The 21,070-nt window shown below is 71.3% G+C and carries 19 protein-coding genes; 9 read left to right on the forward strand and 10 right to left on the reverse strand.

Translation table 11 applies throughout. From position 1 onward, the window contains the following. Positions 1 to 33: 33 nt before the first annotated feature. Positions 34 to 297 carry a WhiB family transcriptional regulator gene (locus PJ985_RS06210; RefSeq protein WP_004952403.1) on the reverse strand — a complete coding sequence of 88 codons (264 nt, stop codon included), beginning with the start codon at positions 295 to 297 and terminating at the stop codon, positions 34 to 36. Positions 298 to 813: 516 nt separating this feature from the next. Between PJ985_RS06210 and PJ985_RS06215 the strand changes: the two genes are divergently transcribed. Genes PJ985_RS06215 through PJ985_RS06225 form a run of 3 tightly spaced genes read left to right on the forward strand, consistent with a single transcriptional unit; the run spans position 814 to position 3,686 of the window. Then, on the forward strand, positions 814 to 1,341 hold the full coding sequence (locus PJ985_RS06215) for a cysteine dioxygenase (RefSeq protein ID WP_271682880.1): 528 nt from the start codon (positions 814 to 816) through the stop codon (positions 1,339 to 1,341). Between the two features lie 12 nt (positions 1,342 to 1,353). Beyond that, positions 1,354 to 2,319: a 2-phospho-L-lactate transferase gene (gene cofD / locus PJ985_RS06220; protein ID WP_271682559.1), complete on the forward strand. Its 966-nt coding sequence runs from the start codon at positions 1,354 to 1,356 to the stop codon at positions 2,317 to 2,319. Beyond that, positions 2,316 to 3,686 carry a coenzyme F420-0:L-glutamate ligase gene (locus tag PJ985_RS06225; RefSeq protein WP_271682560.1) on the forward strand — a complete coding sequence of 457 codons (1,371 nt, stop codon included), beginning with the start codon at positions 2,316 to 2,318 and terminating at the stop codon, positions 3,684 to 3,686. The genes cofD and PJ985_RS06225 overlap by 4 nt, the downstream gene beginning before the upstream one ends. Positions 3,687 to 3,710: 24 nt before the next feature. On the opposite strand, the gene PJ985_RS06230 is transcribed toward PJ985_RS06225, so the two are convergent. Continuing rightward, positions 3,711 to 5,156 (reverse strand): LCP family protein, encoded by a 1,446-nt coding sequence (locus PJ985_RS06230; protein WP_271682561.1) that lies wholly within the window; start codon positions 5,154 to 5,156, stop codon positions 3,711 to 3,713. A gap of 146 nt (positions 5,157 to 5,302) precedes the next feature. Between PJ985_RS06230 and PJ985_RS06235 the strand changes: the two genes are divergently transcribed. Continuing rightward, a complete protein-coding gene (locus tag PJ985_RS06235) occupies positions 5,303 to 6,316 on the forward strand; it encodes a glycosyltransferase family 2 protein (protein WP_271682562.1) in 1,014 nt (337 codons plus the stop codon). Between the two features lie 56 nt (positions 6,317 to 6,372). On the opposite strand, the gene PJ985_RS06240 is transcribed toward PJ985_RS06235, so the two are convergent. The 4 genes from PJ985_RS06240 to PJ985_RS06255 all read right to left on the reverse strand — a co-directional run bounded on the left by PJ985_RS06240 (position 6,373) and on the right by PJ985_RS06255 (position 12,117). Continuing rightward, positions 6,373 to 8,142, reverse strand: a complete 1,770-nt coding sequence (locus PJ985_RS06240) for an LCP family protein (RefSeq protein WP_271682563.1) — start codon at positions 8,140 to 8,142, stop codon at positions 6,373 to 6,375. A 52-nt stretch (positions 8,143 to 8,194) separates the two neighbouring features. Next, positions 8,195 to 9,613, reverse strand: a complete 1,419-nt coding sequence (locus PJ985_RS06245) for an LCP family protein (RefSeq protein WP_333909835.1) — start codon at positions 9,611 to 9,613, stop codon at positions 8,195 to 8,197. A 527-nt stretch (positions 9,614 to 10,140) separates the two neighbouring features. Next, positions 10,141 to 11,325 carry an LCP family protein gene (locus tag PJ985_RS06250; protein ID WP_271682565.1) on the reverse strand — a complete coding sequence of 395 codons (1,185 nt, stop codon included), beginning with the start codon at positions 11,323 to 11,325 and terminating at the stop codon, positions 10,141 to 10,143. A gap of 39 nt (positions 11,326 to 11,364) precedes the next feature. After that, positions 11,365 to 12,117, reverse strand: a complete 753-nt coding sequence (locus tag PJ985_RS06255; protein ID WP_271682566.1) for a TIGR03089 family protein — start codon at positions 12,115 to 12,117, stop codon at positions 11,365 to 11,367. Positions 12,118 to 12,255: 138 nt separating this feature from the next. Between PJ985_RS06255 and PJ985_RS06260 the strand changes: the two genes are divergently transcribed. Next, positions 12,256 to 13,704, forward strand: a complete 1,449-nt coding sequence (locus PJ985_RS06260) for a peptidoglycan recognition protein family protein (RefSeq protein WP_271682567.1) — start codon at positions 12,256 to 12,258, stop codon at positions 13,702 to 13,704. A gap of 33 nt (positions 13,705 to 13,737) precedes the next feature. Next, positions 13,738 to 14,643: a DNA-3-methyladenine glycosylase family protein gene (locus PJ985_RS06265; protein ID WP_271682568.1), complete on the forward strand. Its 906-nt coding sequence runs from the start codon at positions 13,738 to 13,740 to the stop codon at positions 14,641 to 14,643. A 57-nt stretch (positions 14,644 to 14,700) separates the two neighbouring features. Here PJ985_RS06265 and PJ985_RS06270 read toward each other — a convergent pair whose 3' ends face one another. Continuing rightward, positions 14,701 to 15,252: an acyl-CoA thioesterase gene (locus PJ985_RS06270; RefSeq protein ID WP_271682569.1), complete on the reverse strand. Its 552-nt coding sequence runs from the start codon at positions 15,250 to 15,252 to the stop codon at positions 14,701 to 14,703. 127 nt (positions 15,253 to 15,379) lie between these two features. On the opposite strand from PJ985_RS06270, the gene PJ985_RS06275 reads away from it, so the two are divergent. After that, positions 15,380 to 16,627: an LCP family protein gene (locus tag PJ985_RS06275; protein ID WP_271682570.1), complete on the forward strand. Its 1,248-nt coding sequence runs from the start codon at positions 15,380 to 15,382 to the stop codon at positions 16,625 to 16,627. 218 nt (positions 16,628 to 16,845) lie between these two features. On the opposite strand, the gene PJ985_RS06280 is transcribed toward PJ985_RS06275, so the two are convergent. After that, positions 16,846 to 17,199: a VOC family protein gene (locus tag PJ985_RS06280; RefSeq protein WP_271682571.1), complete on the reverse strand. Its 354-nt coding sequence runs from the start codon at positions 17,197 to 17,199 to the stop codon at positions 16,846 to 16,848. Between the two features lie 88 nt (positions 17,200 to 17,287). Between PJ985_RS06280 and PJ985_RS06285 the strand changes: the two genes are divergently transcribed. Beyond that, the gene (locus PJ985_RS06285; protein WP_271682572.1) at positions 17,288 to 17,830 is read left to right on the forward strand and encodes a CGNR zinc finger domain-containing protein; all 543 of its coding nucleotides are present in this window, start codon (positions 17,288 to 17,290) and stop codon (positions 17,828 to 17,830) included. Positions 17,831 to 17,948: 118 nt separating this feature from the next. Here the strand turns inward: PJ985_RS06285 and PJ985_RS06290 are convergent, their stop codons facing one another. Continuing rightward, entirely contained in the window at positions 17,949 to 19,289 is a 1,341-nt protein-coding gene (locus PJ985_RS06290) for a UDP-glucose dehydrogenase family protein (RefSeq protein ID WP_271682573.1), read from the reverse strand. Between the two features lie 180 nt (positions 19,290 to 19,469). Here PJ985_RS06290 and PJ985_RS06295 point away from each other — a divergent pair, with 180 nt between their 5' ends. Continuing rightward, positions 19,470 to 20,627: an acyl-CoA dehydrogenase family protein gene (locus tag PJ985_RS06295; protein WP_271682574.1), complete on the forward strand. Its 1,158-nt coding sequence runs from the start codon at positions 19,470 to 19,472 to the stop codon at positions 20,625 to 20,627. Positions 20,628 to 20,755: 128 nt separating this feature from the next. On the opposite strand, the gene PJ985_RS06300 is transcribed toward PJ985_RS06295, so the two are convergent. Beyond that, a complete protein-coding gene (locus PJ985_RS06300) occupies positions 20,756 to 20,926 on the reverse strand; it encodes a hydrophobic protein (RefSeq protein WP_271682575.1) in 171 nt (56 codons plus the stop codon). Between the last annotated feature and the right edge of the window lie 144 nt (positions 20,927 to 21,070).

Below are 21,070 nucleotides of genomic sequence, written 5' to 3' on the forward strand. Positions count from 1 at the left end.
CTAATCCAGAAGCAGCCCCCCGAGTGTCTCCGCTCAGACAGCGGCCTTCTTCAGCCGGCGGCGCTCGCGCTCGGACAGGCCGCCCCAGATGCCGAAGCGCTCGTCGTTGGCCAGGGCGTATTCGAGGCACTCGGAGCGCACCTCGCATGCGAGGCAGACCTTCTTGGCCTCGCGGGTCGACCCTCCCTTTTCGGGGAAGAACGACTCAGGATCGGTCTGGGCGCACAGTGCGCGCTCCTGCCAGCCGAGCTCTTCGTCCGCTTCCTCGACCAGCAGTTGTTGGAACAGCTCGGTCATGTCGCGCCCCTCGCCTTCTTTGCTTCCCCGTGATGCTGCCGTTACCGGTTCCGGTCGAACGACACGTGTGAAATTACAAGTACGTGATCCGGGCCAGTCAAGCCGCGATCTGCTATTGCCCTGGTGATTCACCCTGCGGCACCACAGGCGCACCGATAGTGTTCAAATCATGACAACGCTTGCGCCCCTTGCTGCTTCGCCCCTCGTCGCACCTCTTTCCTCCGTTCTCCTCGGCCTCCACCAGAGGAGACGCGCCGCACACCGGCGGCGTTCCGCACACGCACCGGAGGGCGACATGGATCACAGTGGGATCACGGAACCGCAACGGCGTTTGATGGTGTGGTTGATGCGCCACTTGTCCGCTGGGTGAGCGCACAAACCTTTCGCCAAGCAGCGCAACCGGATGTGGTGAAACAATGCGGCCGAACGCATCATTCGGTTGACAGCCGACCTGCCCACCCGATCCCCTGGCTCCCCGGCCCCCTCCTCTCAAGGCGCAACTCCTTCATGTCTCTCATGTCGCACGACAACGAAATCGCCGGTGATCCGCTGGCTTTGCCGCACCTGCTGCGGCCTGCCCCCGAGCACCCGTCCACCCTCGCCCAGTTCGCCGGGCTCGCCACTGCGCTAGCGAGCGACCGTGCGGCCTGGGCGCCACACATCCGGTACGACGCGGCCAGTCGCTGGTACCACCGGCTGCGGACCGGCCCGGGATACGAGGCCTGGCTCCTGAGCTGGGTCCCCGGACAGGGCAGCGGCCGGCATGACCACGGTCCGTCCAGCGGAGTGTTCACCGTCCTTGACGGCGAGTTGACGGAGTACCCGGGGATCGCGAGTCCACACCCCCGGATTCTCGCCCCCGGATCAGTAGAGGTGCGTCCGCCCGGATATGTCCACGAAGTCGTCAACTCGGCACTGGCACCCGCAGTCAGCCTGCACATCTACTTCCCGGGCCTGACCGAGATGCCACAGCACGCACGGGTGTTCGAAGAGCGAGGCGGGGGTCTGGCCGAGCCCTGCGACCGGAGCGCCGCCTCCTGCTGACAGACTGAGCACATGCAGCGCATCGTGGTTCTGGCCGGCGGTACCGGCGGCGCCCGTTTCCTGCGCGGTCTGCAACAGGCCGCGCCGGAGGCGGACGTCACCGTCATCGGCAACACCGGCGACGACATCCATCTCTTCGGCCTGAAGGTCTGTCCCGACCTCGACACAGTGATGTACACACTGGGCGGCGGCATCCACGAGCAACAGGGCTGGGGCCGAGCGGACGAAACCTTCGCGGTCAAGGAGGAGCTGGCCGCCTACGGGGTGGGCCCGGAGTGGTTCGGCCTCGGCGACCGGGACTTCGCCACCCACATCGTCCGCACCCAGATGATCAGCGCGGGCTACCCGCTCAGCGCGGTCACCGAGGCGCTGTGCCGGCGCTGGCAGCCCGGCGTGCGGCTGCTGCCGATGACCGACGACCGGGTCGAGACCCACGTCCTCATCGACACCGAGGAGGACGGCCGCCGCGCCGTGCACTTCCAGGAGTACTGGGTGCGGCTGCGGGCCGGCGTCCCGGCACACGCCGTGGTCCCCGTCGGCGCCGACAAGGCCACTCCGGCCCCCGGCGTCCTGGAGGCCATCGCCGAAGCCGACGTCATCCTCTTCCCGCCGTCGAACCCGGTCGTCAGCATCGGCACCATTCTCGCCGTGCCCGGCATCAGGGAGGCCATCGCCGAGGCCGGCGTACCCGTGGTGGGCCTCTCGCCGCTCATCGGCGGCGGCCCGGTGCACGGAATGGCCGACAAGGTCCTGGCCGCGATCGGGGTGGAGTCCACCGCGGCAGCCGTCGCCCAGCACTACGGCTCCGGACTGCTCGACGGCTGGCTCGTCGACACGGTCGACGCCGACGCCGTCGGCGCGGTCGAGGCGGACGGCATCCGCTGCCGCGCCGTCCCTCTGCTCATGACCGGCCCGGGCACCACCGCGGCCATGGCCCGGGAAGCCCTCACGCTCGCCGGGGAGGTCCGGGCCGCATGAGCCGTTCCGCCGCCTACCGGGTGTGGGCCCTGCCGGGCATCCCCGAGGTCAGGCCCGGGGACGAGCCGGCCGGCCTGATAGCCGAAGCCGCCCGGTCCGCGGGCACCGGACCCGAAGGCTCTCCCGCCACGGGCCGGACCGCCGGGGACACCGAAGAGCCCGGACCCGGCCTCGCCGACGGCGACATCCTCGTCGTCACCTCGAAGATCATCAGCAAGGCGGAGGGCCGCATCCTCCGGGCCGCCGACCGCGAGGCCGCGATCGAGGCGGAGACCGTGCGCGTGGTCGCCCGCCGCGGCCCGGCCCGCATCGTGGAGTCCCGGCACGGCTTCGTCATGGCGGCGGCGGGTGTCGACGCCTCCAACACTCCGCCCGGCACCGTGCTGCTCCTGCCGGAGGACCCCGACGCCTCGGCCCGTCGCATCCGGGAGCGGCTGCGCGAGCTGCTCTCCATCGACGTCGGTGTCATCATCACCGACACCTTCGGCCGGCCCTGGCGCGAAGGACAGACCGACGTCGCCATCGGCGCCGCCGGAGTGCGGGTCCTGGACGACCTGCGCGGCGGCCTCGACCCGCACGGCAACCCGCTCGGCGTCACCGTCACCGCCGTCGCGGACGAACTGGCGGGCGCGGGGGAGCTGGTCAAGGGCAAGACCGACGGCCGCCCCGTCGCGGTGATCCGCGGCCTTTCCCGGCACGTCGGCGAGCCGGGCGACGCCCGCCTGCTGGTCCGTGACGCCGCCCAGGACATGTTCCGGCTCGGCACCTCCGAAGCGCTGCGGGAGGCCGTCACCCAGCGCCGCACCGTCCGGGAGTTCACCCCGGAGCCGGTCGACCCGGAAGCGGTCCGCCGCGCCGTGGCCGCCGCCGTCACCGCCCCCGCACCGCACCACACCACGCCGTGGCGTTTCGTCCTGCTGGAGTCTCCCGAGTCCCGCGTCAAGCTGCTGGACGCCATGCGGGACGCCTGGATCGCCGACCTGCGCGCGGACGGCAAGCCCGAGGAGAGCATCGCCAAGCGGGTCCGGCGCGGCGACGTGCTGCGCAACGCCCCCTGCCTGGTGATCCCCTGCCTGGTCGCTGACGGCGCGCACGACTACCCGGACGCCCGCCGCTCCAGCGCCGAGCGCGAGATGTTCGTGGTCGCCACCGGCGCCGGCGTACAGAACTTCCTGGTCGCCCTGGCCGGCGAACAGCTGGGCTCGGCCTGGGTCTCCTCCACCATGTTCTGCCGCGATGTGGTCCGCGAGACGCTGGACCTGCCCGACACCTGGGACCCGATGGGCGCCGTCGCCGTGGGCCACCCCGCCGCCCCGGCGAAAGCCCGCCCGCCACGCGACCCGGCCGCCTTCCTCACAGTCCGCTGACCCGCCCGGCCCCAGCAGGCGGGGTCAGGCGCAGGTGATCTGATCGCCGGTGGCGGCGGCGTAACCGCCGCCCTCCCATTCCTCGGCACGCATCGGGCGGGCGGCGTCGCGGACCCGCTGGACCTGCCCGAAGTCCTGGCCCACCGAGAGCAGCAGCTCCGGCCCGTGGCCCTCCGCTTCCCGCAGCTGCGCGCCGGGGACCGCCGTGCGCAGCGCGGCGGCCGAGGCCTTGCGGTCCGGGCCGTGGGTGATGGTGCTGCGGCTCTGGGCCGTGTCGTCGGCATCGCGCGGGGCACCGGTGGTGGCGAACCCGGACGCCCGCAGCGCGGCGTCGACCTCGGCGCCGAGCCCTTCCCGGCCGGCGGCGTTCTCCACCTGGACCCGGATCTCCTCCGGCGGGACGTCCACCGGTACCGCCCGGTGCTGCGGCTCGCCCTGCGGGCCGTCCGTCCCCGCTTCCGCGCCGTCGGCCGGCGGTACCGGCCGGGGGACCAGCGGCCGGTCCTCGCGGAGGGCGGTGAACAGCCGGCCGGCAGCCGCTTCGTCCCAGGTGACGGCGGAGCCACCGTCGGGCAGGGGCCGGCCGATGGTGTCGATCGGCACCGAGGTGAACTCCACGGAAGAGGGGGAGATGCCGTTCAGTGCTCCGGCGAGCTCGATGAGTTCCGCGGTGCCGAAGCCGGGGTCGGCGCGGACGGAGTCGAGCAGGGCCTCGGCGGTCCGGTTGAGCCGGGCCGGGCTGAGGAGCACGTCGCCGCCGGTGACCTTGTCGATGAACGAGGCGAGGAACCGCTGCTGGCGCTGCATCCGGCCGAAGTCGGCCGTGCCGTCCAAGGAGCGTGCGCGGACGTACTGGAGAGCCTGACCGCCGTTCAGGGTGCTGATGCCGGGCGGCAGGTCCAGCCCGCTCCTGTCGTCCTTGAGCGGCTTCACGGTGCAGACGTCGACGCCGCCGACCTCGTCGACGCCGCGCATGAAGCTGACGAAGTTCACCTCGAGGTAGTGGTCGATGCGTACCCCGGTCATCTCCTCGACCGTGCCGACCAGCTGCTGCGGGCCGCCCCGGGACAGCACGGTGTTCAGCTTGGCCGGGGCACCGGCGGGCTCGGTGTAGGTGTCCCGGGGCAGGCTCACGACGGCGGCCCGGTCCCGGGCCTCGGACAGGTGCACGAGCATGAGGGTGTCGGCGCAGTTGCAGGGGGAACCGCCCAGGTGGAACGCGCGCCGCTCCTCCTCGGTGATCCCGTCCCGGGTGTCGTCCCCGATGAGCAGGAGGTTCAGCCCCCGGCCGGGGTCCGGCCGGCTGTCGAGGCCGTCGAAGGCATCCACGCGCTGCACCCCGTCGTCGAGCGTGGTGACCACGGCGTGGCCCACGCCGCTGACCCCCAGGACGAGGGCGGCGGTGGCAGCGGCGATCCGCAGCCCCCACCGGGGGTGACGGGAGAGCGACGGGCTGGCCGGTGGGCGCACGGCGACACCTCTGCTGCATGGAGACAATCGGACAACGGGGTTTCACGCTAGGCATACCGGAACGTGCCGGTGCCACGACCCGCCGTGGCCCCTTCGGGACCACCCGCGCGCGCGGGGCCCTCCCCCGTTCGCGGTACCGTGAGGCGGTGAGCAGCGACCCCACTCCCGCCGTGTCCGTGATCATGCCGGTGCTCAACGAGGAGCGGCACCTGCGTGAGGCGGTGCGCCACATCCTCCAGCAGGACCACCCCGGTGAGCTGGAGGTGGTGATCGCCCTGGGCCCGTCCGAGGACCGCACGGACGAGATTGCCGCCGAACTGGTCTCCGAGGACCCGCGGGTACGCACCGTGCCGAACCCGACGGGCCGTACCCCCGCCGGGCTCAACGCCGCGATCCGTGCCTCCCGGCACCCGGTGGTGGTGCGGGTGGACGGCCACGGGATGCTCTCTCCCGGCTACATCCGCACCGCGGTGCGGCTGTTGGCGGAGACCGGTGCTGCCAACGTCGGCGGCATCATGCACGCCGAGGGGGAGAACGCCTGGGAGCAGGCGGTGGCCGCCGCCATGACGTCCCGGATCGGGGTGGGCAACGCGGCGTTCCACACCGGCGGCGAGGCCGGTGCCGCGGACACCGTCTACCTGGGAGTCTTCCGGCGTGAGGTCCTGGAGCAGCAGGGCGGTTACAACGAGGAGTTCATCCGGGCGCAGGACTGGGAGCTGAACTTCCGCATCCGGCAGGCCGGCGGGCTGATCTGGTTCTCGCCCGAGCTGCTGGTGTCCTACCGGCCGCGGCCGAGCGTCCGGGCCCTGGCCAAGCAGTACCGCAACTACGGCCGTTGGCGGCATGTGGTGGCGCGCTACCACTCCGGGTCGATCAACCCGCGCTATCTGGCGCCGCCCGCCGCGCTGCTCGCCATCGCGGCGGGGACCGTGGTGGGTGCGTTGCTCACGCCGTGGGGCTTCGTGGTCCCGGCCGGTTATCTGGCGGCGATCACCTCGGGGTCCGTCCCCGCGGGCCGAGGCCTGCCGCTCTCCGCGCGGCTGCGCATCCCGGTGGCGCTGGCCACCATGCACATGGCCTGGGGCTGGGGCTTTCTGACCAGCCCGCGGAAGCTCGCGGAGCAGGTCCGGGCCAGCCGCCGGGAGGCGGTCCCCTCCTGAGCGGCTGAGCGGCTGCGGCTTCCGGGGCCGCCGCCGGAGCGGTCACCACCGGAGATTCACCAGGTGTAGCGCGGGTTCACCGACATGCAGGCCGCGCGGTCCTTGCCGGTGACTGCCTCGGTGCTGTCCAGGATGGCATCCTCCGCGGCGTCGTCGTCCCCGCCTGGGGGCGCCGGGTAGCGGGTGCCCTCCCGCCAGTCGTCACCGATCACCAGCAGCAGCTGGGAAACCTCCGGGGTGACCCGCAGGGCCGTTTCGGGGAGGCTGAGTTCCCCGGCCAGCAGTTGTGCGTCGGCTCGGTGTTCCTCATCGGGCATGCTCAGCGTGGTGTCCGCCTGCGAGCCGGAAACGCCGTCGGTGTCCGACCCGGTCCAGCCGAGGTCCTGCAGGGCCTCGCTGATGTCGGCCGCCCGGTCGGTGACCGGGGGCCCGGCCGAGGCGCCGGTGCCGTTGCGGACCAGCACGGGTATCTGCTCCCGGGGGGAGGCCCCGGCCTCGACGGCCGCGGCTTCTTCCGCCTCCTCGGCCTCCGCCTGCGCGGCGGCGTCGTCCAGCGGCACGTCGTTGCGGATCGCGGAGAATATTCGCTCCGCGGCTCGCTCGTCGGGCACGACGTGGGCGCGGGGATTTCTCGGGTCGGGTACCCAGGGCATGGTGACCATGGTGATGCTCTCGCTCGGCACCTGCCGGATCTCCTCGCCGAGGTCGAAAAGCTTGTTGACGGTGCCCAGCCCGGGGTCCACGGTGAGCGCCTTGGTCGCGGCCTCGGCCAGCCTGGTCAGCTGTGCCGGGTCGCTGAGACCACTGCCGTCCTGCAACTGCCGGAACATGGAGGTGAAGTAGAGCTGATGAGCCTTGGCACGTCCCACGTCGCTGCCGTCGCCGAATCCGTAGCGGGTGCGCAGCCAGGCCAGCGCGTCGGTGCCCTGGACGGTGGTGGTGCCCGCGGGCAGCCTCAGCCCCGAGCGGTGGTCGTCGATGTTCTCGTCCACGCAGACGGGAACGCCCCCGACCGCGTCCGCCATGCTCACCACGCCGGCGAAGTCGACCAGCATGAAGTGGTCCACCGGAATACCGGTCAGCCGCTCCCACACCGCGACGGTGCAGCCCGGTCCGCCGTTCTGCAGCGAGCGGTTGATGGTCGCGCTCTCGGTCTCGGGATACACCGAGCCGTCGCTGGGATCGGTGCACTGCGGGGTACTGACGCGGGTGTCCCGCGGGATGCTGACCGCGGTGATGTGACTGCGGTCGGCGGCCACGTGCAGCAGCATCTGCGAGTCGGCCAACGGCTTGCGGCCGGCATCCGCCCGGGACCCGCCGAGCCGCAGGTTCTCCTCGGAGTCACGGGCGTCGGATCCGAGGAGGAGGATGTTCAGCGGCGTCTGCCCCGCGGCGTTGGGCAAGGGTTTGTCGAGCGGGCGGTCGCTGAGGTTGAGATCCGCCTTGGTGAGGTTGTTGTTGAGGTGCCGCACGTACAGAGCCCCGGCCGCACCCGCGACCAGGATCGTCAGGGACAGGACGCCGGCGGTGATCCGCAGCGCACGTACCCAGCCCGGCCGCTTCGTCTTCCCTTCCTCCGGCTCCTCCGGCTCCTCCGTCCCCGGCGGCTCCGCCTCTTCCGGCTCTCCCCCGGTCCCGGGCGGCTCCCCCGGGCCGTCACCGCCCGGACCGGACCCGTCGCGCATGTCGGCGCCCTCGGACCCGCCGAGGTCGTGGGGCCCGGAAGCGGCTGACGGTGCTTCGTCGCGCAGGCTGTCGTCCCGGCCACGATCCTCAGCGGTGACCGAGCCGCCCGCGTCCTCGTCACGTATGCCGTTCCGGCGCACGCGCACTCCCTGTTCGTCGCTTTCAGTGGTGACCGCCCGCGCCGGACGGGTGTCAGGAGGCGCAGACGTCCTCGTCGTCCGCCGTCACGGCCTGGAGATCCTGCGGCTTCTCCGCCGGGATCTCGATGGGTTTGCCCGCGGCCCGGAAGTCGTCGCCGAGAACAAGCTTCATCGGAGTTTCCCCGGCATCGAATGCCTGCTCCTGGAGCGCGTTGTCCGGCAGGCCCATCAGCTTCTTCAGCGTAGCCGCCTGTCCGGACTGGTCAGCACCGAACTCCAGCACGGTAGTTGCCTGACTTTCCGCCGCGTTGCCGGCGTTGCTGGCCAGGTGCATGCCATGGCTGGTCTGAAGCCAGGTGAGGGTTTCCTGAGCCGCACCGATCTTGGTGCCGCCGTTGTACACATCGACCCGCACCTCGGCTGCGGGGGCGGGTTCCGGCTTCTTGCCGCCGTTCTTCCCGTCGTCGGTGTCGGCAGCCTGCTCGGCCCCCGGCCCGGTGAGCGACTTGCCCTCCTGGAGCATCCGGAACAACGGCAGAGCGTTGGCCTCGTCCAGCACGACGGTGGCCCTGACCGTCTCGTCCGGGTTGTCCAGCACGGGCAGCATCACGAAGCTGATGTCCGGGACGGGGACCTGGGACAGGTCCCGGGCGAGATCGCTCAGCTTGCGGATGTCCCCTATCCCGGTGTCCACCGTCAGCGCGTTGGTGGCGGCCTCGGCCAGATCCCACAGCTTCGTCGGACTGGTGAGCGTGTCCCCGGACTTCAGCGAGCGGGCCATCGAGCCGAGGAACTGCTGCTGCAGCTCGATGCGGCTGAGGTCGCTGCCGTGCCCGACGGAGTCCCGGGTCCGGACGAACGCGAGTGCCTGCTCCCCCTCGATGACGTGCCGGCCCGCCGCCAGCTGCAGGTGGGACTTCCGGTCGTCGATGTCCTTGGCCACACAGACCTCCACACCGCCGACAGCGGTGGACAGGTCCTTGACCGCGTTGAAGTCGGCCAGCATGAAGTGGTTGATCTCCAGCCCGGTGAGCTGCTCCACCGTGCTCCATGTGCAGCCCGGGTCGCGTCCGTTGACTCCGTAGCTCTCGTTGAACCGTACGCCGGTGGCGCCGGGGACGGTCAGAACCGAGCCGTCCTTCTGCTGCGTCTCGCAGTCCGGGATGTCCACGATCAGGTCGCGCGGGATGCTCAGCGCGGTGGCGTGGCTGCGGTCCGCGGAGAAGTGCAGGAGCACCGTGGTGTCGGCGTGCCCCGCGCTCTCCGCGTCCCCGTAACCCTCGTTGCCCGCGCCCAGCCGCTGATCGGTACCGATGAAGAGGAGGTTGACCGGCGCACCGCTGGTGGCGGGGTTGTCGTAAGGGACGGCCACCTTGTCGAGGTTGCCGTTCAGCCGGTCCAGGGCGTACCAGGCCGTGGCGCCGATGAGCAGCAGGACGAGCGCGAAGCTGCCGCCGGTCCACAGCAGCACCTTCCTCCGGCGCGCGGCCCGTTCCTTCTGCTTGCGGCGGCTGCCCGCCCTGCGGTCGCGCTGCCCGGGGACCTCCCGGTGCCCGGCCCTTGTACCGGAACCGCGGCGGGCGGCCCGGCCGGGGCCTGCCGCGGGATCCAGGGGGCGAGCCTCCGCGGGGGCTCGGCGGGCGGGGCCGCTCTGCACGCGGCCGGGACGCGGCGGTACGGTACGGGTGGCAGAACCCGCAGCGGAATCAGGTTTCGGGTATCCGCCGGCAGGGGCATGCTGCACACCGGGAACCCGCAGTTCATAACTGCCGGTCCCCGGGTTGTAAACCCATTGATCCGCGGGATCGACCTCTCCCGCGTTCCCTCGCCCCTGCGCGTCCACGTGACCGTGCGCCCTCCGTGTGCTTACGAGGATCGGACGGCACACATTAGCCCGGCGGTTCCGTCAAAGGCGATGGCGGTGGCGTAAAACACCGGTTACCGGCACCCCCGTAGCGATGATAGCTCCGGCTTCCTCCCGGTTTGCTCGCGAGAGGATCAGCCGCGGGTGTCGCCGACGACGTCCGTACCCCGGAGCGGGGACACCCGGTGCGCGGAGGACGACCGGAAGGCGGGTCCGGACGGGCCGTCATCCCTCCTGCCGCCGCCGTCCCCGGCGGCGGTCTCCGCCGGGGGCAGGGTGACGGGCAGGTCCCGTCGCAGTTGCTCGAACAGCTCGTCGGCCTGCGGCTGGGCCAGGACATCGCGCTGGGCATCGGGGGCATGGGCCTCCCGGGGGACGGTCAGGAAGAGCGTCCGGCCTTCCGGGACGGTGCGCACCTCCCGGATCAGGTCGTACAGCCGGGTGAGCGAGCCGAGGCCGGCGTCGACGGTGATCGACGAAGTCGCGGTGTCCAGCACCGGGTACAGCCGGGTCGGATTGAGCAGCACACCGGTACTGTGCAGCTTCCTCGTCAACGCGCTGAGGAACTCCTGCTGCCGCGCGATGCGCCCGGTGTCGCTGCCGTCCCCCATCTCCTTGCGGGCCCGCACATACGCCAGGGCGTCGGCGCCGTTGAGGTTGTGGGTGCCCGCCGGCAGGTCGAGCCGGGCGGCACGGTCCCGCACGGGGGCCGGGAAGCGCATCTCCACTCCCCCGACGGCATCGACGAGGTCCTCGAAACCCGCGAAGTCGATGATCAGATGGTGGTCGATGCGGATCGCGGTGAGCCGCTCCAGTGTGCGAATGGTGCAGCCGGCACCACCGAACCCGTAGGCCCAGTTGAGCTGGGCGTTCTGCGCCTCGGACACCCTGCCGTCGGTGCCGGTGCAGCGCGGGATGTCCACCAGCAGGTCCCGGGGGAAGCTCACCGCCGCCGCGCTGCGGCGGTCACCGGCCAGGTGCAGAAGGATCACGGTGTCGGAGTGCGCGGGGCCGTCGGCGTTCGCGTCGGACCCGATGATCAGGACGTTCCTCGCCCGGCCGGGCCCGGGCGGCGGGCGCTCCGCCTCGTACCGTTCCAGCTCCTCGACGGCGCTCAGGTCCGTGGAGATGTTCCCGTCGAGCTTGCGGTAGAGACCCCAGCCCGCCGCTCCGGTGACCAGAAGCAGCCCCGTGAGCCCGAGGGCCACCAGGCGCAGCCGGCGCCGCCTCCCCGCTTCCGCTTCTGGTTCGGCGCGCGCGCCGAACCAGAAGCGGAAGCGGCCCGGAGCGGACGGGTCCGGAGGATCTGCCGATGTCATGCCACCGATCCTGCGGCCTGCGCATCGCTCCGGCCACCGTCATTCGGCGGTGTGGGTGATGCGTTCACTCTCCAGGCGTGCGGTGAGCCGGGCCTCGTCCAGGCCGTCTGCGGGGCGGCTGAGCACGACGGAGGCACCGGCGGCCAACGGAGCGAACAGCCCCGCCGACAGACCTGCCCAACCGGAGTAGTCGAGGCGGGACATCAGCCGGTCACCGGGCTCCAGGCGGCGGGTCCGGGCATCGGCCCGGGCCGCCTCGACGATCCGGCCGGCGGAGTACTCCGCACCGTCGACCACGAGTGCCGGGTCGTCAGGCCCGGGTGGCGCGTAGGCCGTGAACGTATCGTCCTGGCCAGGGACGGCCACGGCGTAGTCGGTGAAGCCTTCGGGCGGCTGGGGAAAGCGGGCACCCATCGGGCGGAGGCTCAGGGCGATTCGCTCCCCCGGGCAGGCACGCGCCCCCGTCAGCCCTCCCGGGCCGGTGACCACCAGGTCGGCGGCGGCCGGGTCACCATCGACCTCGGCCACCACCCCGGTGGAGGCACAGGCCAGCAGCCAGACCGCGGTCTGCCAGTGGGCGGGCAGCAACAGGGCCAGCCGGTCACCGGGCTCGGCGTTCAGCTCGTCCTGGAGCAGATTGGCGGTCTTCGCCACCCAGTTGGCGAAGGTGGCGACGGAGAGTTCCACCCGCTCCCCGGTGGAATCGTCGTAGTAGGTCACCAGGGGACGTGCCCCGTCGGCGCGGAGGGCGGAACGCAGCAGGTCGGCAGGGGTGCGGTCAGTGGAGTTCATCGGCGCCAGGGTACGCCGCCGGGCCCTTCCGCGCAGCGCCGCACGGCGGGTTCCGGGGGGAGACACGCCACGACGCGGCTCACGGTCCCTCAGATGCCGAATGGACAGGTTCATATGCATATGTTCATGATCATTGGCATGCGTGTACTCGTTCGTGCCCTCGTCACTTCCACGATCGGCGCGGCCTGTTCGGCCCTCCTCGTCATTCCGACGAGCCTGCCGGCCGGAACGGCCCATGCGCTTGGTCCCGTCGCCGGAGCGCCGCCCGCACCCGTGCCCGGCACCACGGCCGTCCCGGCCGGCGGTACGCAGTCCCTCCCGCTGAAGGCCGGCCTCACGCCATGGGCAGGGGGCCGCGGCGACTCCGGCGTCCCCCTCGAACTCCCGGACCAGGACCTCACCCCCTTCTCCCTTCTGGGCATCGTCTGGACGAACCCTTCGGACGAGCTGCCGGGCACTGCGCAGGTCCGGACCCGGAGAGCCGGCGGTGAGGAGTGGACCGGGTGGCTGGACCTCGATGACCACGGCGAGCACGGGCCCGACCGGCAATCGGCCGAGTACCTGGGAGGGGAGGTCCGCGGCGGCACCGCCCCCGTGTGGGTCGGACCCTCGGAAGGTGTCGAGGTCCGCTTGAGACCCTGGTCGCCCCCCGGCCCGGAGGAGCGCGTGGAGCTGCCCGACGGACTGCGGCTGGAACTGATCGACCCCGGTGACTCCCCCGACCCCGGTGACTCCCCCGAAAGCGGCGATTCGCCCGGGCAGGCGCGGAACGAGGAGACCGCGAACGGTACGGCAGTGGACCGTGCGGAGGAGGACCGTGCGGCGCGGACAGGTACGGCGGCGGCGGACCAGGTCCCCGCAGACCGGCCGTTCGTCGAGCTGCGTGATTTCCTGCGGCCCGCGACACCCGCTGCGCACCGCACCGCACCGGACGCGGAGACCCCTGACGACGAGGCACCGGGGGCCATGCGTTCCGCTCAGGAGGGCAGCGCCCCCCGTCCGGCCATCACCACCCGCTCCGGCTGGGGCGCCGACGAGAGCCGGACCCGGCCCGATGCCCCCTATGGCGACAGCGTGAAGACGGTCTTCGTGCACCACACCGCCATGAGCAATCAGTACAGCTGCGAAGAGGCGCCCTCGATCATCCGGGGCATCCACCGGTATCACGTGGACAGCCAGGGCTGGCGTGACATCGGCTACAACTTCCTCATCGACCGCTGCGGCACCGTCTACGAGGGCAGGGCCGGCGGCACCGACCGGCCCGTCACGGGCGCCCACACCCTCGGTTTCAACCACAACAGCGCCGGCGTGGCCCTCCTCGGCAGCTTCGGCGGTGCGGAGCCGACCGGTGCATCGGTGCGCGCCCTCGCCGAGTTGAGCGCTTGGAAACTCGGCCTGGACGGCCGCGACGCGAAGGGCACCTGGAAGCGGGCCTCCACCGGGGGCAAGTACCCCAAGGGCACCGTCGTGGACCTGCACAACATCTCCGGGCACCGGGACGGCTTCTCCACCGAGTGCCCCGGCGCACACCTCTACCGGCAGCTGCCCGCCGTCCGCGACCAGGCCGCCCGGCTCCAGAACAGCTGATCCCCCCGGAGGGTCGGTAGCCTGGGCCGGGCCATGGCCGAACAGGACCGCAGCTGGACGCCTCCGGAACCCTACGACCTTCCCCGCAGCCTCGGCGTGCTGGGACGGGGGCCGCACGACCCCGCCTACCGCCGGGACGCCGACGGGACGGTCTGGCGCGCCACCCGGACTCCCTGCGGGCCGGCCACCCTGCGCCTCGTTCCCGGTTCCCGCATCCGGGCCACCGCCTGGGGTCCCGGGGCCGCCTGGGTCCTGGACCGGCTCCCCGAACTGCTCGGGGCCACCGACGACCCCGACGCGTTCGTCCCCCGCCACCGCCTCCTCGCCGAGGTCCGGCGACGACACCGCGGACTGCGGCTGGTCCGCACCGGCCTCGTCCTGGAATCGCTGATACCCACCGTGCTGGAACAGAAGGTCACCGCGCAGGAGGCCCACCGGGCCTGGCGGATGCTGCTCCGGCGGCACGGCGACCCGGCCCCCGGACCGGTTGCCGGCCTGTTCGTCATGCCCGAACCGCGCGGCTGGTGCCGGATACCGTCCTGGGAATGGCACCGGGCGGGAGTGGACAGCAAACGCTCCACAGCCGTCCTGCGCGCCGCCCGGGTCGCCGGCCGGCTCGAGGAAGCGGCACGGATGCCGCTCCCCGAGGCCACTGCCCGGCTCCGGCTCATCCCCGGCGTCGGTCCCTGGACCGCGGCCGAGACCCTGCAGCGCAGCAATGGCGCGGCCGACGCCGTCACGGTCGGCGACCTCCACCTGCCCGGCATCGTCGGCTACGCGCTGACCGGGCTGCGCGGCGCCGACGACACTCGCATGCTGGAGCTGCTGGAGCCCTACGCGGGCCAGCGGTACCGCGCCACCCGCCTCATCCTGCTGTCCGGCCGTATCCCGGCCCGTCGCACCCCCGGCATGCCCCGCTGGGACATCGCCCGCCTGTGAGTCGCCACCCGCCACGCCCCGCCCCGCCACGCGGGGGCGCCGGGACGCGGCCCTGCGTCAGTCGCTCATGCCCTCGGCCGAGCGCTGCTCGCGCAGCTCCTTGATCGCGCGACGGCGGGCCAGCCGGTGGGTCCGGCGGATCTGCGCCTCCTGGTGGCGGCGCCGGTCCCGCTCGTTCTCCGCGATCACCGGCGGCACCGGCCGGATCCTGCCGTCCCCGTCCACCGCCGCGAACACCAGGTATGCCGTACCCACCTGGGTCGGCGGCTCCGACTTGTTCCACCGCTCGGCAAGCACCCGCACCCCGACCTCCATCGAGGACCGGCCCGTCCAGTTCACCTGCGCCCGCACATGCACCAGGTCCCCCACCCGCACCGGCTCGAGGAAGACCATCTCGTCCATCGAGGCCGTCACCGCAGGACCCTCGGAGTGCCGCCCGGCCACAGCACCCGCCGCGTCGTCCACCAGCTTCATGATCACGCCACCGTGCACGGTCCCCAGCAGGTTGGTGTCACTGTGCGTCATGATGTGCGACAGAGTGGTGCGAGAAGCGGAGGTGGGCTTGCCGGGAAGCCCACTCCCCGGAGGGACGGTGACGGATTCGGTCATGCGTCCACCTTAAGCGGGCCCGGAGCAGGCGTTTCCCGAGGCGAAATGCATCAGCTCTGCCACAGTCACCGGGGGAGGGCCACCCGCCCCTGTTGCCACAGCGGGTGACCGGGCACACTTCTCGGTTATGAACAACTGGCCGCAGGGATGGACCGATGACGCGCAGGACGGTTACGGGCGTGGCGCCCCGCACCCGGAAGGCGCCCAGGTCATGCCGCACCTGCGCCGCCCGGCCCCGCCGCAGCAGCGCGGCGGCCCCGCCCCGTACGTCCCCGGCCAGGCCGACCCGTACGCCGACCGCCACCACCGCCAGGGGCCGCCCCCGCCCGGCCACGGTCACCACCAGGGGCCGCCTCCGGATGCCTACCCCGGCGACTACGGCCACGAGCGCCCCGGCTTCGGCCGCCGGCTCAAGACCCTCCTGATCGCCCTGGTGCTCGTGCTGCTCGTCACCGGGGTGGGCACCTACTTCTGGGCCGACTCCAAGCTGCGCCGCGAGGTGGACCTGAGCCAGGTCGAGGAACGGCCGACCGGCAACGCGGGCACCACCTACCTCATCGTCGGCACCGACAGCCGGGAAGGGCTGACCGCGGAGGAACGGCGCGACATGCGCACCGGCACCGCCTCCGGCGCCCGCGCCGACACGATCATGCTGCTCAACGTCAGCGACAACGGGAACGCCCTGATCAGCCTGCCGCGTGACTCCTGGGTGACCATCCCCGAGTTCACCGGCTCCGAGTCGGGCAACCGCATCGGGGAGCAGCAGAACAAGCTCAACGCGGCCTATGCGATGGAGGGCCCGGAGCTCCTGACCCGCACCGTGGAGCACAACACCGGCTTGCGCATCGACCACTACGCCGAGATCGGCTTCGGCGGATTCGCCGGCGTGGTGGATGCCCTGGGCGGGGTCGAGATGTGCTTCGACGAGCCGGTCAAGGACAAGAATTCCGGGGCCGACTTCGCGGCCGGCTGCCAGGACCTCGACGGTCCCGACTCTCTCGCCTTCGTCCGGCAGCGCTACCAGGAGGCCATGGGCGACCTGGGGCGCACGAAGAACCAGCAGAAGTTCCTCGGCGCACTCGGCGACCAGGTGGCCAAGCCCACCACGCTGCTGAACCCGTTCCGTCTGTACCCCACGATGGGCGCCAGCCTCGACTCCCTCATTGTTGACGAGGACATGAGCGTGTGGCAGTTGGGCCGGATGTTCCTGGCGCTGCGCGGCGTCCAGGGTGAGAACGGTACCCAGATGAACGTCCCCGTCGCCAACCCCGGTTTCTCCACCGACAAGGGCTCCGCCGTGCTGTGGGACGAGGAGGCCGCCGCCACGCTGATGAAGCAGCTCAAGGACGGCGACAAGATCACCGCCGCCGACTGACCAGCCGGTACCCGCCTTCCCCGTGGCCCGCGGCCCATCTCGGCCACCCACCGGGTGAGCGGAAACCCACTCCTGCGCCGAATCTCGCGTCAGTGGCCCCGCGATCGACGGATCGGCGGGGCCACCGGCACGTCCGGCGGCCGCCGCATCCGCAGCTTCCTGAGGTGTCGTCCCCCTCGCACGCGTGGGAGGGGCCCCGCGTTCCGGCCGGGAACAGGTCAGCCGACACAGAGGCAGAAGGGGTGGCCTGCGGGGTCGGCGTAGACATGGAACAGCTCGTGCGAGTCGTCGAGAAGTCGGGCGCCGAGGGCCAGGGTGGGTTCGCGGGACGCCTCGAGGTCGGCGACGTCGAAGTCGAGGTGGAGCTGCTGCGGGGCGTCGGGGCTGGGCCACTGCGGCGGGACATGGTCCGGGGCCTCCTGGAACGCCAGCTTGGCGCCGCCCTCAGTGGTCAAGGTGTACCAGCCCGCCTCGCCGTCCACCGTGCCGCCGAGCACTCCTGCGTAGAACTCGGCGAGCGCCTTGGGGTCCGGGCAGTCCAGGACGGTGACGTTCATGGTGGCGATGGCCATGTTCTCTCCCTCTCCTACGGTTACCACTTAAAGGCTTCAACAGGTAACAGTTACTTCATGATGGTCCATTGCCGGTAACGTCACAAGCGTGGGAGACGAAGAAGAACCGCCGTCGGGTCTTGCTCTGGTGCGGGACCTGGTGAACACGCTGGACGTCGAGTCCGGCCACGACGCTCTGGCCGGGCCGGACGGACCGGCCGAGTTCTCCCGGACGCACGGCCTGAAACTCGGACCGGCGGACGTGGCGGAGGTGCGGGAGCTGCGCGAGGCGCTGCGTGCGGTGTGCCTGGCACACGCCGGGGCCACGCTGCCCGAGGAACGGGCCGGTGAGCTGGAGCGGCTGTTCGGTACAGCAGCGCTGGTGGTGTCCTTCGACGACGCGGGACGGGCCTCCCTGCGCCCGGCCGTCGAGGCGACGGGCGTGCGGGGACTCCTGGGACGGGTCGCGGTGGCGGTCGCGGTGGCCGAGGCCGAGGGCACCTGGCAGCGGCTCAAGGCGTGCGAGACGCACGACTGCCTGTGGGCGTACTACGACCGCAGCCCGGCCGGCCGGCGCCGTTGGTGTTCGATGCAGGTCTGCGGCAGCCGGGCCAAGATGCGGACCTACCGCCGGAAGAAGCAGCAGCAGTAACCCACGGACCGCACCTTGGGTGGCCTGGTGGGACCGGGCGCTTCTCCACGTCAGAAGGGCCGCTCGGCACGTGGGAACGTGCCCGCCGGGCGCGAGGGAGACCGGCCCGCGCCGCGGGTCAGGCGTTGGGGCGGCCGAGGGCCCGGTAGGTCCAGCCGGCCTTGCGCCAGAGCTGGGGGTCGAGGGTGTTGCGGCCGTCCAGGATGCGCCGGTGAGTGACGGTCTCGGCCAGCTGGGCGGGGTCGAGCTCACCGAACTCGCGCCATTCCGTGAGGTGCAGCACGACGTCCGCGCCGCGCACCGCCTCCTGCGCGGTGGGTGCGTAACTGAGAGTGGGGAACAGGGCGCGGGCGTTCTCCATGCCCTTGGGGTCGTAGACGGTGACCTGGCCGCCCTGGAGGTGGATCTGCCCGGCGATGTTGAGGGCGGGCGAGTCGCGGACGTCGTCGGAGTCCGGCTTGAAGGTCGCGCCGAGCACCGCGACCCGGGCGCCGAGGAAACTGCCGCCGACGGCTTCCCGGGTCAGCTCGACCATGTGGACGCGGCGGCGCATGTTGATCGAGTCGATCTCGCGCAGGAAGGAGAGTGCCTCGGCGGCGCCCAGCTCACCCGCCCGGGCCATGAAGGCGCGGATGTCCTTGGGCAGGCAGCCGCCGCCGAAGCCGATGCCGGCACGCAGGAATTTCTTGCCGATCCGGTCGTCGTGACCGATGGCCTCCGCCAGCTTCACCACGTCACCGTCCGCGGCTTCGCAGACCTCCGCCATCGCGTTGATGAAGGAGATCTTGGTGGAGAGGAAGGCGTTGGCCGCGGTCTTGACCAGCTCCGCGGTCGGCAGGTCGGTGACCAGGAACGGAGTGCCCTCGGCGACCGGCGTGGCGTACACCTCGCGGAGCAGCTCCTCCGCCCACTCGCTGGTGACGCCCACGACGATGCGGTCGGGGTGCATGGTGTCCTGGACGGCGAAGCCCTCGCGGAGGAATTCGGGGTTCCAGGCCAGCTGGGCCTCGTCACCGGCCGGGGCCAGCTCGGCGATCCTGGCTGCCAGGCGGGCGGCGCTGCCGACAGGGACCGTGGACTTGCCGACGACCAGGGCAGGGCGGGTCAGGTGCGGGGCGAGGGACTCGACGGCGCTGTCCACGTAGCTCATGTCGCAGGCGTACTCGCCGTGCCGCTGGGGGGTGTTGACGCACAGGAAGTGGACGTCACCGAATTCCGCGGCCTCGGCGTAGGAGGTGGTGAAGCGCAGCCGCCCGCTGGAGCCCTCGAACCCCGCCACGTTCCGGCGCAGCACCTCTTCGAGGCCGGGCTCGAACATCGGGACGCGGCCCTGGGAGAGCATGTCAATCTTCTCCTGGACCACATCGAGACCCAGCACCTCGAAACCGAGGTCCGCCATGGCCGCGGCGTGGGTGGCACCGAGGTAGCCGGTGCCGATGACGGTGACCTTGGGGGCCATGCGGGCTCCTGTGAGTGCGGGCGGCAGTGCGGTGTTCGAGCATATCCGGAGAGCTGTCGGCAACCTCACGTATCCCTGAGGGCCCCCGCGCTCCTAGAATCAAGTTACTTAACAGTCATTAGCAGAATTCCGTACTGACAGACACCGACAGACACTGACTGTTCTCAGGGAGTGAGACACGTGGCAGGAGCCGCAGACTTCGACCTGTACCGGCCGGCCGAGGAGCACGACATGCTCCGCGATTCGGTCCGCGCGCTCGCTGAGGCGAAGATCGCCCCGCATGCCGCCGAGGTGGACGAGGACGCACGTTTTCCTCAGGAGGCCCACGACGCGCTGGTGGCCAACGACCTGCACGCCGTTCATGTGCCGGAGGAGTTCGGGGGCGCCGGTGCCGACGCGCTGGCCAGCGTCATCGTGATCGAGGAGGTGGCCCGGGTCTGTGCCTCCTCCTCCCTCATCCCGGCGGTGAACAAGCTGGGTTCGCTCCCGGTGATGCTCTCCGGCTCCCCGGAGCTCCAGGCCAGGTACCTGGCGCCACTGGCCAGGGGTGAGGCGATGTTCTCCTACTGCCTCTCCGAGCCGGACGCGGGCTCCGACGCGGGCGGCATGAAGACCCGGGCGGTGCGGGACGGCGATACGTACGTTCTCAACGGGGTGAAGCGCTGGATCACCAACGCGGGCGTCTCCGATTACTACACCGTGATGGCCGTCACCGACCCGGAGAAACGCACCAGGGGCATCTCCGCCTTCGTCGTGGAGAAGAACGACCCGGGGGTCTCGTTCGGCGCTCCGGAGAAGAAGCTCGGCATCAAGGGCTCCCCGACCCGGGAGGTCTACCTGGACAACGTGCGGATCCCGGCCGACCGGATGATCGGCGCGGAGGGCACCGGCTTCGCCACCGCGATGCAGACCCTGGACCACACCCGCATCACGATCGCCGCGCAGGCGATCGGGATCGCCCAGGGCGCACTGGACTACGCCAAGGGCTACGTGCAGGAGCGCAAGCAGTTCGGCAAGCCGATCGGCGAGTTCCAGGGCGTGCAGTTCATGCTGGCCGACATGGCCATGAAGCTGGAGGCGGCCCGCCAGCTGACCTACGCGGCTGCCGCGAAGTCGCAGCGCGTGGACAGCGACCTGACGTTCTTCGGCGCCGCGGCGAAGTGCTACGCCTCGGACGCCGCCATGGACATCACCACGGACGCGGTGCAGCTGCTCGGCGGCTACGGCTACACCCGGGACTACCCGGTGGAGCGGATGATGCGGGACGCCAAGATCACCCAGATCTACGAGGGCACCAACCAGGTGCAGCGGATCGTCATGGCGCGCAACCTGCCGTAGCACCGTTCAGGACTGACGCGCGTCGGGCCGGCTGCCGGGCCGGTGAGCCGGGCCGGCTGCCGGGCATGCGGGAGGGAGGGCCCCGCCAGTGGCGGGGCCCTCCCTCGGTGCGGACAGTCAGCTGGTGGCTACCATCGGTACCAGCGGCTGCGGCCTCCGCCCGCGTCTGCGGCACGGAATACGAAACCCAGTGCCCAGACCACCAGGACGGCGATCGCGACCCACCAAAGGACCTCGACGGCGAAACCAACTCCGAAGAGAATCAGAGCCAGCAGTAGTACGAGCAACAATGGACCCATTGTTTCCACCTCCTGGACGCCGAGTGCCCAGCTTCGGTGGACTAACCCTTTCTCCATGGTCATTTTCTTCGGAGACTGACCTCGACGGCTTCGCAAGTCACCCTCTTCCAGGGCATTTTGCCCAGGTGGCCGCACAGAGCGACG

It is taken from the genome of Streptomyces sp. ACA25 (assembly GCF_028200735.1).
In the GTDB taxonomy this organism is placed as follows: domain Bacteria; phylum Actinomycetota; class Actinomycetes; order Streptomycetales; family Streptomycetaceae; genus Streptomyces.